10 protein-coding genes are annotated in these 14,782 nt (G+C 73.6%); 6 read left to right on the top strand and 4 right to left on the bottom strand.

Annotation, left to right across the window (positions count from 1 at the left end):
- Positions 1-39 precede the first annotated feature (39 nt).
- The 4 genes from ACN27G_RS01745 to ACN27G_RS01730 form a co-directional block, all read right to left on the bottom strand.
- Positions 40-2,001, bottom strand: a complete 1,962-nt coding sequence (locus tag ACN27G_RS01745) for a hypothetical protein (RefSeq protein ID WP_421491019.1) — start codon at positions 1,999-2,001, stop codon at positions 40-42.
- A 2-nt stretch (positions 2,002-2,003) separates the two neighbouring features.
- Positions 2,004-3,545, bottom strand: coding sequence for a magnesium chelatase (locus ACN27G_RS01740; RefSeq protein WP_421491018.1), 1,542 nt, complete (start codon positions 3,543-3,545; stop codon positions 2,004-2,006).
- A 234-nt stretch (positions 3,546-3,779) separates the two neighbouring features.
- Positions 3,780-4,829: a LacI family DNA-binding transcriptional regulator gene (locus ACN27G_RS01735; protein ID WP_421491017.1), complete on the bottom strand. Its 1,050-nt coding sequence runs from the start codon at positions 4,827-4,829 to the stop codon at positions 3,780-3,782.
- A 174-nt stretch (positions 4,830-5,003) separates the two neighbouring features.
- The gene (locus tag ACN27G_RS01730; RefSeq protein WP_421491016.1) at positions 5,004-5,180 is read right to left on the bottom strand and encodes a hypothetical protein; all 177 of its coding nucleotides are present in this window, start codon (positions 5,178-5,180) and stop codon (positions 5,004-5,006) included.
- A 567-nt stretch (positions 5,181-5,747) separates the two neighbouring features.
- On the opposite strand from ACN27G_RS01730, the gene ACN27G_RS01725 reads away from it, so the two are divergent.
- The 6 genes from ACN27G_RS01725 (at position 5,748) to ACN27G_RS01700 (ending at position 14,772) form a co-directional block, all read left to right on the top strand.
- Positions 5,748-6,323 (top strand): transaldolase family protein, encoded by a 576-nt coding sequence (locus ACN27G_RS01725; protein ID WP_421491015.1) that lies wholly within the window; start codon positions 5,748-5,750, stop codon positions 6,321-6,323.
- A gap of 27 nt (positions 6,324-6,350) precedes the next feature.
- The gene (locus ACN27G_RS01720; RefSeq protein ID WP_421491014.1) at positions 6,351-7,100 is read left to right on the top strand and encodes an HAD family hydrolase; all 750 of its coding nucleotides are present in this window, start codon (positions 6,351-6,353) and stop codon (positions 7,098-7,100) included.
- Between the two features lie 86 nt (positions 7,101-7,186).
- Positions 7,187-8,959 (top strand): class II aldolase/adducin family protein, encoded by a 1,773-nt coding sequence (locus tag ACN27G_RS01715; protein WP_421491013.1) that lies wholly within the window; start codon positions 7,187-7,189, stop codon positions 8,957-8,959.
- Positions 8,956-12,393: a DUF4915 domain-containing protein gene (locus tag ACN27G_RS01710; protein WP_421491012.1), complete on the top strand. Its 3,438-nt coding sequence runs from the start codon at positions 8,956-8,958 to the stop codon at positions 12,391-12,393. The genes ACN27G_RS01715 and ACN27G_RS01710 overlap by 4 nt, the downstream gene beginning before the upstream one ends.
- Positions 12,386-13,798 carry a glycosyltransferase gene (locus tag ACN27G_RS01705; RefSeq protein WP_421491011.1) on the top strand — a complete coding sequence of 471 codons (1,413 nt, stop codon included), beginning with the start codon at positions 12,386-12,388 and terminating at the stop codon, positions 13,796-13,798. The genes ACN27G_RS01710 and ACN27G_RS01705 overlap by 8 nt, the downstream gene beginning before the upstream one ends.
- Complete coding sequence (locus tag ACN27G_RS01700; RefSeq protein WP_421491010.1) at positions 13,798-14,772, top strand: aldo/keto reductase; 975 nt, start codon at positions 13,798-13,800, stop codon at positions 14,770-14,772. The genes ACN27G_RS01705 and ACN27G_RS01700 overlap by 1 nt, the downstream gene beginning before the upstream one ends.
- The last annotated feature ends 10 nt before the right edge of the window (positions 14,773-14,782 follow it).

Here is a 14,782-nt window from a genome sequence, read left to right as displayed (position 1 = left end):
GTCCCGGAGTATGGGAACGCTCCCAGGCCGGCTACCGGGTCAGCGACCGCGTCGGCCGCGTCGGGTCCGCAGGTAGTCGGAGACGACGTACTCGCCGAGGTCGTCCAGGTCGGGCGTGAAGACCCGACCGCCGCTGCGCCGGGCCACCGCGTCGACGAACCGGCGCAGCCCGGGGTCCTCGCCGAGCATGAAGAGGTTCATCGTCGCGCCGTACCGGGTCAGCTTGTCCACCTCGGCCACCGTCGCCTGGATCGTCTCCGGCAGCGGCGGCCAGTTGAAGACCCCGCCGCCGTACTCCGGATCGAGGTGCGCGGTCGGCTCGCCGTCGGTCACCACCAGCACCACCGGCTCGGAGCCGGGATGCCGGCGCAGGTGCCGGCCGGCCAGCATCAGCGCGTGTTGCAGGTTGGTGCCCTGCACCATGTCCGGCTCCACCCCGGCCAACTCCTGCTGGGTCAGCGGCATCGCCTCCCGGCCGAAGCCGACGATCTGCAGCGCGTCCTGCGGAAACCGCGTGGCGACCAGGTGCGACAGGGCCAGCGCGGTCTGCTTCATCGGCCCCCAGCGCCCCTCGGAGATCATCGAGAAGGAGAGGTCGACGCAGAGCGCCACCGCCGCCGACGCGCGCCGCTCGGTCTCCACCACCTCGAAGTCGTCGACCGCCAGCGCCACCGGCACCCCGGCACCGCCGCGCCGGACCGCCCGGGCCACCGTACGCACCACGTCCAGCGGCTGCTCGTCCCCGTACGCCCAGGGGCGGGAGGCGCCGGTGACCTCACCGGCAGCGCCGGCCGAGCGGAGGTCGTGCTGTCCCTGCCGGCCGGCGGCCAGTTCGGCGAAGATCCGGCGCAGGGCCGTGCCACCGAGCCGGCGCAGCGCCTTCGGGCTCAGGGTCAGCCCGTCGGCGCCCCGGGTCACCCAGCCCTGCCGGCGCAGCTCCCGCTCCAGCTCCCGCAGCCGGCGTACGTCGTCGGCGGCGTCCCGGCCCAGGTTCCGCTGGACCGAGTCGACGTCGATGTCGTCCAGGGTCGCCCCCGGATGCTCCTGGCCGAGCTGGTCCAGCAGGTCGTCCAGGTCGGCGATCTCGCCGAGCGCCCCGGCCGCCTCGCCGTAGCCGAGCGGCTGGTCGCCCCGGACCCGCTCCCGGCGGTCCCAGGCCAGGTCGGGACGGAGCGAGCGCAGGTTGGCGTCGAGCGCCGAGAGCTGCCCGGCCAGCTCGGGGCCGAGCGAGGACTCCATCAGCCGGGAGAGCTCCTCCCGCTGGGCCGGTGAGAGCGAGCGCATCAGCCGCTCCCCGGCGGCGGCCCGGCGGGCCAGCACGTCGACCAGCTCCTCCACCGTCTCCGGATTCTCCGGGAAGAACTGGCCGTGCCGCCGCATGAACTCGGCGAACGCGTCGGTGGTCTCCTCGCCCCGGTCGTGCCGGGCCAGCAGGTCGTTCAGGTCGCGCAGCATCTCGGCGAGCTGCCGCTGCGCGCCCGGGTCGGCGGCGCCGCGCATCGCGTCGCGCAGCCCGGTGAACCGCTGCTCCAGCACGTCCCGGCGCAGGCCGTCGAGGATCTGCTGGTAGGCGGCGCGGGCCTCGTCGCTGGCCCACTGATAGCCGGAGAGTTCCTCGACCGCACGCGCGGTCGAGGAGGGAAGGTTGTCCAGGACCGCCTCGGCGAACCGGGCATCGTCGTCGTCCCGGCCGCGCAGCTCGTCCCGCTCGGCGGCGAGCGCCTGGTCGAGCAGGGCCTGCGCCCGGGTCACCGTGCCGTCCAGGTCGCCCCGGCGCAGCGCCTCCCGGCGCATCCGCCGGGCCCGCGCGACCAGGTCGTTCAGGCCACCCCGGCCCTCCGGCCCGCGCCGCAGCAGGTTGCGCAGCGCCTCGCGCAGGCTGCCGCCGCCCAGCACCTCCGCGCCGACCGAGTCGACGGCGGCCCGGACGTCGTACGGCGGGGCGAGCGGGTCGGGGCCGCCGCGCCAGGAGCCGTACCGGAAACGGTTTCCGCCGGCCACGCTCAGGCCCGGTCGTCGTCGCGGTCCGAGCGGCCACCGGGATCGCGACCGCCGCCTCCCGGGTGCCGGCCGCCGCCGTCGGGGCTGCGGCCGCCGTAGCGGGTACGGCCGTCGTCGGTCACGTCCTTGGCCAGCCGGCGGGTCAGGTGCAGTCCTTCGAGGACGAACTCGATGCCGGCCGCCGCCTCGGCCGGGGTGGGGGCGTCGCCGAGCCCGAGCCGGTCCAGCGCCTTGGCCAGCCCCGGCACCGTGCCGACCTGCCGGAGCAGCTCGGTCGGGCCGACCAGCTCGCCGGTCTCGACGATCGCGCCGTCGGCGACCAGCGCGGTGAAGCCGGAGACGTCGAGTCCGGCCAGCCGGGCCCGGAAGGTCTCGGCGGTGGCGGTCCGGAGCAGGTGACCGAGGATCTCGATCTCCCGGCCCTCCTCGCCGCTCTCGAACTCGACCTTGCCGCGCAGGGTGCTGGTCACCGAGACCGCGTCGCCGACCCGGGCCACCGGCTCGGTGTCGGCCGGGGCGGCCGGCTGCCCGTCCGGGCCGGCCACGCCGAGCAGCCCGGCCCGGCGCAGCGCCGCGGCCGAGACGGTCTCGGCGGCGGCGATGGCGAACCGGGCCGAGACCCCGGAGCGGGGGTCGACGGCCGGGGACTCCCGCACCGCCCGGGCAAACCGGGCCAGCACCTCCAGCACGTGCTCCGGCACGGCCGCGACCAGTGCCGCCTCCTGCCGGATCAGGTCCAGCTCGAGGTCCAGGTCGAGCGGGTAGTGGGTCCGGATCTCGGCGCCGAACCGGTCCTTGAGCGGCGTGATGATCCGACCCCGGTTGGTGTAGTCCTCGGGGTTGGCGCTCGCCACCAGCAGCAGGTCCAGCGGCAGCCGGAGCTGGTAGCCGCGTACCTGGATGTCCCGTTCCTCCAGCACGTTGAGCAGCGCCACCTGGATCCGCTCGGCCAGGTCGGGCAGTTCGTTGACCGCGAAGATGCCCCGGTTGGTCCGGGGTACCAGCCCGAAGTGGATCGTGTCCGGGTCGCCGAGCGTACGCCCCTGGGCCACCCGGATCGGGTCCACGTCACCGATCAGGTCGCCGACGCTGGTGTCCGGGGTGGCGAGCTTCTCGCCGTACCGCATCGACCGGTGCAGCCAGCCGATCGGCAGCTCGTCGCCGACGTCGGCGACCGCCCGGCGGGACGCCGGGGTGAGCGGGTGCATCGGGTGCTCGTTCAGCTCGGAGCTCCGGATCACCGGGGTCCACTCGTCGAGGAGTTGGCCGAGGGCCCGGATGAGCCGGGTCTTGCCCTGGCCGCGCTCGCCGAGCAGCACCATGTCGTGCCCGGCCAGCAGGGCCCGCTCCACCTCCGGCAGCACGGTCTCGTCGTAGCCGACGATGCCGGGGAAACGCGGCTGCCCGGACCGGAGCCGGTCCAGCAGGTTGTCCCGGAGCTCCTGCTTGACCGTCCGGTAGCGGTGCCCTGCGGCACGCAGCTCGCCGAGGGTGCCGGGCAGTCCGGCCGGCGGGGTCGGTGGGACCTGGGAAAGTTCCGTCACGCACCTAAGCTAGCTCCCGATCGTGTCGAACGCGGATCGCCGGCGGCCGACCGGGATCGAATCTCGCCGCCGGGCCGGGCCGCGCACCGGGGATGCCCTCCGGTGTGATCCACGGCACGCCGCACCGGAGGCGGCCGGCCCATCGTGCCGGAGGCGGCCGGCCCATCGTGCCGGAGGCGGCCGGCCCGTCATGCCGGAGGCGGCCGGCCCGCCCCGCCGGAGCGGCCGGTTCCGTCAGGCGGCCGGCGGCGCGGTGCTCTCCCGGACCACCAACCCGGCGGGGAGGACGATGTGTTCCAGCGGGGGCACCTCGTCGGCGCGCGCCGTGGCGATCGCGGCGGTGAGGGCCGCGGCGGCGGCCCGCCCCTTCGCCTTGATGTCCTGGTGCACGGTGGTCAGGGCCGGGCGGAGCTGGGTGGCCAGCGGGTTGTCGTCGAAGCCGACGATCGACAACTCCCGCGGCACGTCGATCCCCAACTCCTCGGCCACCTGGAGGGCGCCGTGCGCGATGGCGTCGGAGTAGCAGAGGAGGGCGCTCGGCCGGTCGGCACGGTCGAGCAGCAGGCGGGCGCCGATCCTGGGTTGTTCGAGGTCGGTGGTGGGCTGCCGGGCGACCAGCGGCGTTATCCCGGCGGCGCCGAGCACGTCGAGCCAGCCGAGCAGGCGCTGCCTGGCCGCGTAGCCGTCGATCGTCACGTCCTTCGGGTCGATCAGCCCGTGCGGGCCGTGCAGCCCGGACATCAGCAGCCCGATCCGGCGGTGCCCCAGCTCGACGAGGTGCCGGGCCGCGGCCCGGGCACCGGCGCGGTCCGCGACGTTGATGGTGGAGACCGTGTCGAGCGGTTCCTGGTCCACGTAGACCAGCGGGAGCCGGCGGCGGGAGAGGTAGTCCACCGCGGTCGAGGTGGGGTCGCAGGAGTAGATCAGGGCGCCGTCGATGGCGACGTCCCGGGCGGGGATGATCGCACCGCTCTCCGTCGACGACAGCAGGGTCAGCGCCAGCCCGGTCGGTCCGAGCTGCTCGGCGATCGCACCGAGGAAGCTGGTGGCGACCAGGTCGGTGAAGGCGAATCGCAGCGACGACGTGAGCACGATGCCGACGGCGCCGGTGGTCCCCCGGGCGAGGGCGCGGGCCGCCGGGTCCGGCCCCACGTAACCCAGGTCCTTGGCGGCGGTGAGGATCCGGCGTCGCAGTCCGGCCGAGAGCTGGTCCGGCTTGGAGAACGCGTTGGAGACGGTCATCCGGCTCACGCCCATGTGGTCGGCGATCGTCTGGAGTGTCACCCGCCGCGCCACGTCGACCCTTCCCGCTCTCGTCGTCGGTGCGGGACCGGCACCGTCATCGGGCCACCCCCGCGGCCACCCGGGCACGAGGCTCGCGACCGCCGCCGCCGCGGCGGTGCGTCCGCCACCGCCGATGGCTTCCAGGCTATCAGCGCGGCCACCAGGCGAGCTCGATCAGGCGGGCTCGATCAGGCGGGCGGCGCGGATGAGGCCGTGGGCGAGCGCGACGCGCACCGCCCGGGTGCGTCCCGGACGCTCGGCGTGCGGCACCGGTGGCGCGACCGGGCCGGCGCTGTGCAGTTCGGCGTTGACCCTGCCGAGGGCCACGACGAACGCTGTCGGCGGTTCCATGGCATCCTCCTCGCACGCGTTCCTCCGGCAGTCTATACCGGTACAGGGATGTTGTGCTATACCGGTACAGTGTCTTCCTGGCCTGTACCGGTACAGGTCACCCGGGCCTGTACCGGTCAAGCCATCGACCGGGAGACCTCGGCAGAGACGTGCTCTTTTCCATTCCCTTTCTGCATTGTTAAGCAGTTATTTCCGCGGGGAGAAGCGATGATCGGGTACGCAGAGGCGGTTCTACCAGCCACTTCTCGGCGCCGGAGCCAGATTTCATATGACGAACATCGCCACCACCCCCGGCGCCACGCACCACTCGACCAGCAGTTTTCTGAAGACGTAGATCAGCTACAACGCACAATGTGCAGTGATCCGCACACGCACCGCGTCGCCGGTCTTGTGCGGTCCAATGTCCTCTGTGCTTTACTGACTCCGACACCGGCCGAATAGCCGGTAACACTCCCCCAGACGTTCCATCCGTACCCACAGACAGGTGCAGAAATGACGTCCATCTATCTCGACTCTGCCAGTCCAGAGGACGTTCGCGCGGCCACCGAGACCGGCCTGATCCATGGCGTGACAACGAATCCGACGCTGATGCGCCGGTGCGCCGAGGACCCGCTGCGCCACTGTTCCGACCTGCTCGCCAAGAGCGGCGAACTCGAGTTCTTCTACCAGCCCTGCGGTGCCTACGGCGAGATCGAGGCCGAGGCGTGGGCGGCGTGGCGGCTCGACCCGGAACGGGTCACCCTGAAGCTCATGTTCACGCCCGCCGGCATCGCGCTGGCCCGCCGGCTCTGCGACGCGGGCGTCCGGGTGGCGCTGACCGCCGCGCAGAGCCCTCACGCGATGGTGGTCGCGGAGTCGATCGGATGCGCGGCGGTCATTCCCTACCTGGACCGGGCCTGGCGGGACCCGCGCACCGAGACCCATCTCGTGCGCGCCCTGGGCGCCCTGCGGCGCGGCGACACGCAGATCGTCGCCGCGTCGGTGAAGAACGTCGGCCAGTTCACCCAGGCCTACCTGGACGGCGCCGACGCGGTCAGCGCACCGCTGGAGGTGCTGCACGGAGTGCTCCGCGACCCCGCCGCGGACGAGGCGGAGCAAACCTTCACCGCCGAGTACGCCGGCACCGCCCTGCGGCTGCCGTAACCGATCCCGAACACGGGGGTGACCGGAATGCCCGCGAACCAATACCAGCCCGCGAACCAATACCAGGCGGTGCTCTTCGACATGGACGGTGTCGTGGTCGACACCGAAAAGACCGTCACCGCCTTCTGGCAGGCACTGGCCGCCGAATTCGGCTTCGTCATCAGCGACGACGACCTGGACGACCACGTCTTCGGTCGCCACGCCGAGCACACGCTGCGGGTGCTCTTTCCCGCGATCTCCGCCACCCGGCAGCCGGCGATCTACGACCGGCTGCGGGTCAACGACCAGACCCTGCGCTACGTCGAGATCCCCGGCGCGATACGCCTGATCGACGACCTGCGCGCCGCCGGGGTGCCCACGGCGCTGGTCACCGGGGCACAGGACTGGAAGGCGGTCGCGGTGCTCGACCAACTCGGCCTCGCCGACCACTTCGACGTGCAGGTCCGGGCCGACGACATCCCGGTGGGCAAGCCGGACCCGGCCTGTTACCGCCTTGCCGCGGAGCGCCTCGGCGTCGACATCCGGCGCTGCCTCGTCTTCGAGGACGCGTTCAGCGGCGTGACCGCCGCGGTGGCGGCCGGCGCGACCTGTGTGGCCCTGGGGCCGCAGCGGCGCGCGGACCGCCTGCGCGCGACCGGCGCACACACCGTGGTGCCCGACTTCCGTGACATGCGGTTCGACGCCACCGGACGCCGACTGGCGGTGGACGGGCGGACCATCCTGCCCTTCACCCCCGCCGGCCTGCCCATCACTCCGGCCGGAGTCCCGACCCGCTAGGCCGCACACCACCCACATCCAGCACCAGAACACCCCGCTCGGCAGCGCCCTGCCGCGCCGTCGAGCCCTGCCCTGGAGAGGGTGCCATGTTGGATCTCCTCACACCCCCGCTACCGCGCGACGGCGTACGGTTCGACGCCGGTACCCCCCGCGACCAGGTGCTGCTCCGGTCCCACCTGATCGGCACCGATGTCGCACTGACCCGGGCCGGCGGCGGCAACTTCTCCGCCAAGGGCACCCTCGACGGCGAGCCGACGCTCTGGATGAGTTCCTGGGGCTGCGACGGCGCCAGCACCACCGAGGAGGACTTCCCGGCGCTGCGCCTGGCCACGCTACGGGAGCTCCGGCACGTGCCGCCGCTGGAGAGCCGCACGATGCTCGACCGGGTCGCCGCCGCGGCGATGCGCCCGCGGCAGAAGCCTCCGGGCATCGAGACGCTGACACACGCGTTCATCCCCGCCACCCACGTCGACCACTGCCATCCCGACGCGGTCATCGCGCTGACCTGCATCCCCGACGGCCGCAGGCGGGCCGCCGCGCACTTCGGCGAGGAGGCGATCTGGTTCGACTACCGGCAGTTCGACATGGGCGTCGCGCAGGAACTCGCCGACCGCATCGAGGCGCAACCGGGTTGCCGCTTCGTCCTCCTCGCCAACCACGGGATCTTCACCTGGGCCGAAACCAGCGAGCGGTGCTACCGGAACTCGCTGGAGGCCGTGCGACGCGCCACGCACGCGCTGCACGCCGCCCGCACCCCCCGTACCCGGACTCTCGGCGGTCCGGCCGTGACCGCGATGGCGCCGGAGCGGGCGGACGACGTCCTGGTCGAGCTCTTGCCGGTGATCCGTGGTGCGCTGCGCGACGGCGACAACCCGATCGTCGTACGGGCGGAGACCGGCCCCGGCGCGCTCCGGTTCGCCTCCTCCCGGCGCGGACCACGACTGAGCCAGTACGGTCCCGGCTGTCCCGACTCCCTGGTCACGGTCGGCTACCGGCCCCTCGCGCTGACCCCGCAGGAGCTGACCCCGGCGGGGGTACGCGCGGCGGTCGGCCGCTACCGGGCCCGCTACGCCGACATGTTCGACCGCCACGCGGACCCGCAGGCCCGCCGGCAGGGCCCCCGCCGCGACCTGCCCCGGGTCCTGCTGCTGCCCGGCATCGGCGAGGTGGTCAGCGGTGCCGACGCCGCCCAGGCACGGATCTGCGCGGAGCACTTCGCGCAGACCAGATCGGTGATCGAGGCGGCCGACGCGGCCGGTGGCTACTCGTCGCTGCACGAGGCGCAGGGCATCGCCGACGAGTACTGGCCGCTGATGCGCGCGAAACCACTGCTGCACACCACGGCCGGCCCGCTGGGCGACGCGGTGGTCCTGGTCGCCGCCACCGGCGCCGGCACCGTCACCGCACACGTCGCCGAGGAACTGGCGGCCGCCGGCGCCCACGTGATGGTGGCCGGCGCGGCTCCCGATCGGCCGCCCGGCACGGCCCGCTCCGACCGCCTGGCGGTGCTGACCACCCCGGCCACCCGGCCGGCACGCCTGGTGGGCGAGGCGGTACGCACCTTCGGCGGCTTCGACGTCGTGGTGGACATGACCGACGACGACCGGCTGATCCGCGCCGCCGCACCGGTCTTCGCCCGGCAGCGCGGCCGTGGCGTGGTCTGTCTGGCCGGTCGTGGCACCGCCGGTGCGGAAGCCGGCCCCTCGGAAGCCGGCCCTCCAGAAGCCCGTCCTTCGGACGACGGCGGTCACATCGAGGTGATCGCCGAGCACGACCCCACCCTGATCGCCGGGCGAGTCATCGCGGCCCGGCATCGCGAGGTCCCGCTGACCGCGGGGAGTAAGGAGGCAGCGTCGTGACCGGACGCTCGTACGACACATGGTCGGGAACACGTGATCTGCTACCGCCGGGCCGTGTCCTGCTGGCATCGTGCTTCGACGCACACCACACCATCGGCGGTGGTCTGTTCGCCCTCGGCGAGACGGTCGAGGCCGTCGACCGGGTGTCGAGCACCGGAATGTGCACGGACGGCACCCTGCTGTACCGCTGCCTGTGGAGCGCCGAGGGGAGCCCGGCGGAGCTGGTCTCCTACGACTCCGCCGGAGTACGCCGCTACCAGCGGCTCGACGACGTCTCCACGCCGCACGACATCCTCTGCGTCAACGGCCAGATCCTGGTCGTCGCCACCACGCAGAACGAGGTGCAGTCGATCGGCCGGGACGGCGAGATCCTCTGGCGCTGGCGGGCACCCGGTGAGCCGGACAGCTGGCACCTCAACAGCCTGGCGCTCTACCGCGACCGGATCGTCGTCTCCGGGTTCGGTCCGTTCCTGCGCCGTCGCGGCTGGGACGAGAACGGCAAGCCGTCCACCGGCCGGGTGGTCGCCCTCGACACCGGAGAACCACTGCTCACCGGCCTGCGGGCACCGCACCACCCGCACTACGAGAACGGCGTGTGGCTGGTCTGCGACTCCGCCGCCGGTGAGCTCATCGAGATCCCGGAGGCGACGCGAAGACCGTCCCGCCGCCTCCCGCTGCCGGGCTGGCCGCGCGGTTTCGCCGCCACCGACGACCACCTCTTCGTCGGGATCAGCCCGCACCGCTACGTGGACTCCTCGGTGAAGACCGCGGCGGTGGCCGTGGTGGACCGCGCAGAGTGGAAGGTCCTGGGGGTGGTGGACCTGCCCGGCCGCGAGGTCTACTCCCTGGCCGTCGTGCCGGCCGCGCTGGCCGAGGGGGCGCGGCACGGCTTCCAGGCCAACCACACCCGTACCCACGAGCAGGGCCAGCGCCAGCTCTTCGAGCAGCTCGGCAAGCAGCCCCGGCAACTGTGGGCGGTCGGGGACCGGCTCGCTGCGGAGGAGTGCCGGACCGTCGTCACGCCGGAGGAGCCGATCTACGACGATGTCGAGGCCAACAGCCTGCTCACCCTCACCTGCCGGGTGGAGAACGTCGGCACCGCGCTGCTGACCCCGGCGCCGCCGCAGCCGGTGCGGGTCACCTACCGCTGGTACGACGCGGACGGCCGGCACGTACCGACCCAGGACATCCGGGCGGCGCTGCCGCGGTCGCTGCCGCCGAACGCCGCCACCCGGGTCCTGGTGCGGGCGCGGGTGCCCGAGCAGCCCGGCCACTACCGGCTGCGGATCACGCTGGCCCAGGACGACGGCCTGATCTTCGACGAGCTGAGCGCCGACAACGCCACCGATATCGACTTCGACGTGGTGCCGGAGGGCATCCGCGACGAGGCGCTGCTCGCCTTCGGCCTCTACCCCTCCGAGGTACGCGCCGCGCGCGGGACGGCGACCGTGGAGGACTTCCTGCGCCACCTGCTGCACCACTCCTCCGGCACGCCACGCGGCCTGACCATGGGACTGATCGCCGACCGGGGCGTCGCGGCCTTCGGTGACGCGGTCGCCACCGTCCTGGCCTGCTCCCCCGACTCGATCCGGTACGCCGTCGAGCAGGTGACCCGGGAGCTGCACGACGTGATGCTCAGCGGCGCCGAGGCCGTCGCGCTGGCGATGCACCGGCTCGGCGTGACCGTGGCGTTCACCTACGCCGGCACCTCGGAACTCGCGCTCTGCGACGCCACCGCCCGGCTCGGCATGCTGCGCAACGGGCGGGGCGACCGGGAGAGCGTCTTCCAGGCCGCGGGCGCGAGCATGCTGCGTCCGGGGCGCGGTGCCGCGATCGTGCACGCGGCGCGCGGCCTGACCAACGCGCTCGGCGCGGTCGGCGCGGCCCGGCGCAACGAGGTCGGCACGCTTGTCGTGGTCGGCATGCCGTCGACCGGATCCGCCCCGTTCCTGCCGCCGCACGGTGAGCCCAACCTCATCTCCGCCTCCGGGGAGTTCGCCAAGGCGTGGTACGAGCTCGGGGCGGTGCCGCCGGCGGACGCCACGGCGGAGCGGGCCGCCGCCGTCGGCGTACTCGTGCGGTCGCTGCGGGAGGCCGACCTGGCGGTGCGCCGGGCCCCGTTCGGGCCGGTGCTCTTCGGGGTGCCGCAGGACGTCGCCGAGAGCTACTGGGTGCCGCTCGACGCGCTGCGCGAGCTGCCGGCCGGGCCGTACCACACCCCGGTCGACCGGGACGCGCTGCACGAGGCGGTGACCCGCCTCTCCGCCTCGGCCCGTCCGGTGGTGCTGCTCGACGACTACGCGCTCAGACACCCGGGGATCCGGCGGGCCCTGGCCGCCTTCAGCGGGGCGACCGGCAGCGCGGTGCTCCAGGTGAAATACCGGCGGGGCCCGATGATGTTCGAGCGGATCGACGCCGCCGAGGTGCCCGGCTTCGTCGGCTGGTACGACCCGAACTCCCCGGCGCACCGCCGGATCATGGAGTCGACGGACCTGATCGTCACGGTCGAGGACCGCAACATGTATCCGCGGGTGATCGGTGAGCTTCCGGCGGGGCCGAAGGTCGCGATCACCTCGAAGCCCGACGCGGTGCGCAAGAACGGCTACCTCGGCGACGACGGCACCCTCGTCGGCGGCGACGTGGTCGGCGCGCTGCACGCCCTCGCCGCCGCGCTCGGTGACCGCAACGGCGCGCCCCGGTGGTACGCCGACCTGGTCCGCGAACCCTCCCCGCCGCGCTGGGAGGTGCCGGACGCCGCGCTGCGGGTGCGGCAGGGACTCGCCCGGGCCGTCGACGAGGTGGCGGCCGGGCAGCAGAAGCCGGTCACCCTGGTCGACGACAGCCAGATGTTCGGCGGGCTGCTGGCGGAGGTCTACGACCTGCTCCCCGCCGGCCTGCGGGTCTTCGGCGACCACGGCGGGTTCGTCGGCGGCGGGACGGCCACGGCGACCGGCCTGGCCGTGGCCGAGCGGGACGTCCAGGTGATCTGCACCGTGGGCGACCAGGGCCTCACCAACGGGCTACAGGGCCTGGTGGCGGCGGTGCAGACCAACGCGCGGCTGACGTTCGTGGTCTGCAACAACGGCGGCAGTGTCTCGCTGCGCAAGCAGTCGCGGGGGCAGACACTGCTGGACGCCGGTTTCCACCACTACCTCGACAACGCACCCGGGATGCGGTATGCGGACGCCGCCGCCGTCCTGGGGCTGCACGCCCGCCGGGTCGACCTGACGAACTGGCTCGACCGGGACCACGCGGCGGCCCGGCTCGCCGACTTCCGGCACGCCCTGGCCGCCGCGGTCGGCCACGACGGGCCCTCCCTCATCGAGCTGGTCCTCCCCTCCGACCCGGAGTTCTGGACCGGTGTCTGGATCACCGAGGGCTTCGAGCCGCTGGCCAAGCCGGTGGCGGCGTTGGGAGAGCCGGCGGATGCGTGAGGTGGCTGTCGGGTCCGCCGACCTTGCGGCGTACCGGCAGGTTCTCGGCCCCGAGCGCAGCGCGACGCTGCGCTCGGGCGCCGGGCGCCTCCGGGCCGCCCTGGCCGGACGGACCATCTGGAACGTCAACTCGACCGCCGCCGGGGGTGGCGTGGCGGAGCTGCTGCACTCGCTGATCCCGCTCGCCCGGGCGCTCGGGCTGCCGGTGCGCTGGCTGGTGATCGACGGGGACGCCGAGTTCTTCGCCATCACGAAGCGGCTCTGCACCCTGGTCTACGGCTCGCCCGGCGACGGCGGGCCGACCGGCGGGGCCGAGCAGGAGCACTACCGCAAGGTGTTGCGGGCCAACGCCGACGAGATGGCCGGCTACGTGCGCCCCGGCGACGTGGTGGTCGTGCACGAGGCGCAGCCGGCCGGGCTCGTCGGCCACGCCAGGGAGCTCGGCGCCCGGGTGGTGTACCGGGCGCACACCGGTAGCGACGAGCCGAACGCGCACACCACGCGGGGCTGGGCCTTCATCCGGCCGTACGTCGAGCGGGCCGACGCCACGACGTTCCTGATCCCGCCGCACGTCCAGCCGTGGGCGCCGGATCCGCACGTCGTCGCCCCCTCGATCGACCCGTGCCTGCCGAAGAACGTCGGGCTCAGCCCCGCCAAGGCGGTCGAGGTGCTGCGCACCGTGGGCATCCTGGCCGGCGGCGACGGGCGGCCGGCCACCGTCCCGCTCGGCGCGGGACCGCCGGTCGAGCTCCGGCGTCCGGCCGTCGCGGTCCGCGACGGCGACCCGCCGGGCGCCCGGACCCCGATGGTGGTCCAGGTCTCCCGCTGGGACCGGCTCAAGGACATGACCGGGGTACTCCGGGCGTACGCCGCCGCGGACGTGCCGCAGAGCTGCCTCACCCTCGCCGGGCCGGACGTCAGCGGGGTCTCCGACGATCCCGAGGCGGCCGAGATGTTCACCGAGTGCCGCCGCGAGTGGGAGCGGCTGCCGGCGGCGCTCCGGTCCCGGGTCCAGCTGCTCTGCCTGCCCATGGCCGACCAGCGGGAGAACGCCCTGGTCGTGAACGCCCTGCAACAGCACGCCTCGGTGGTGGTGCAGAAGAGCCTCGCCGAGGGTTTCGGCCTCACCGCCACCGAGGCGATGTGGAAGTCCCGCCCGCTGCTCGCCAACGCGGTCGGCGGGCTGCGGGTGCAGGTGGTGCCGGAGGAGTCGGGTCTGCTGCTCGACCCGGCGGACACCGCCGGGGCGGCCGAGGCGATCCGGCGGGTGCTGGGCGACCCGCGCCTCGCCGCCCGGCTCGGTGCGGCGGCCCGGCGCCGCGTGCACGACGAGTACCTGCCCGACCGGCACCTGCTGCGCTGGGAGCCGCTGATCACCGCGCTGCTGACCAGGGGGGACCGCTGATGCGACAACTCGGCAGGGACGGCCCGACCACCTCCGACATCGGACTCGGCTGCATGGGGATGTCGCAGTTCTACGGACCGGGGGACGACGCGGAGTCGATCCGCACGATCCACCGCGCCCTGGACCTCGGCGTCACCCTGCTGGACACCGCCGACATGTACGGGCCGTACACCAACGAGCAACTGATCGGCCGGGCGCTGCGGTCCCGCCGCGACGAGGCGCTGATCGCCACGAAGTTCGGCAACGTCAAGGACGACACCGGCCGGGTGGTGCGGGTCGACGGCAGTCCCGACCACCTGCGCCGGGCCTGCGAGGGTTCGCTGCGCCGGCTCGGCGTCGAGACCATCGACATCTACTGCCAGCACCGGGTGGACCGCGGCGTGCCGGTCGAGGAGACCTGGGGCGCGCTGGCCGAGCTCGTCGCGCAGGGCAAGGTGCGGTATCTGGCGATCTCGGAGGCGTCGGCGGAGACAATCCGCCGGGCGCACGCCGTGCACCCGGTGACCGCCGTGCAGACCGAGTTCTCCCTGGTGAGCCGGGATCCGCAGGGTGGACTGCTGCGGAGCCTGCACGAGTGGGGGATCGGCTTCATCGCGTACGCACCGCTGGGCCGGGGCCTGCTGTCGGGGGCGATCGACGCGCGGACCCGCTTCGCCGGGGACGACTTCCGCAGCACGCTGCCCCGGTTCGGCGGCGAGAACCTGCGCCGCAACGCGGCACTTGTCGACGGAGTGCGGCAGCTCGCCGGCCGGCACGGCGTCACGGTGCCGCAGCTCGCCCTCGCCTGGGTGCTGGCGCAGGGCCCCGACATCGTGCCGATTCCCGGCACCAAGAGCGTGCGCCGGCTCGAAGAGAACGTGGCAGCCGCCGACCTGCGGCTCAGCGACGACGACCTGGCGCTGCTCGACGGCATCGCGCCGGTGGGGGCGGCGGCGGGCGACCGCTACCCGGACATGTCCGGCGTCGACATCTAGCCACACGACA

Source organism: Plantactinospora sp. WMMB334 (genome assembly GCF_049179095.1).
Taxonomy (GTDB): Bacteria; Actinomycetota; Actinomycetes; order Mycobacteriales; family Micromonosporaceae; genus Plantactinospora.
Note: the sequence above shows the minus strand (reverse complement) of the source record. Positions and strands in the feature narration are given on the sequence as shown.

Coding starts and splice junctions, on each gene's coding strand:
- ACN27G_RS01705 (WP_421491011.1), top strand. CDS start 12,386: ATGCGTGAGGTGGCTGTCGGGTCCGCCGACCTTGCGGCGTACCGGCAG.
- ACN27G_RS01715 (WP_421491013.1), top strand. CDS start 7,187: ATGTTGGATCTCCTCACACCCCCGCTACCGCGCGACGGCGTACGGTTC.
- ACN27G_RS01700 (WP_421491010.1), top strand. CDS start 13,798: ATGCGACAACTCGGCAGGGACGGCCCGACCACCTCCGACATCGGACTC.
- ACN27G_RS01730 (WP_421491016.1), bottom strand. CDS start 5,180: ATGGAACCGCCGACAGCGTTCGTCGTGGCCCTCGGCAGGGTCAACGCC.
- ACN27G_RS01720 (WP_421491014.1), top strand. CDS start 6,351: ATGCCCGCGAACCAATACCAGCCCGCGAACCAATACCAGGCGGTGCTC.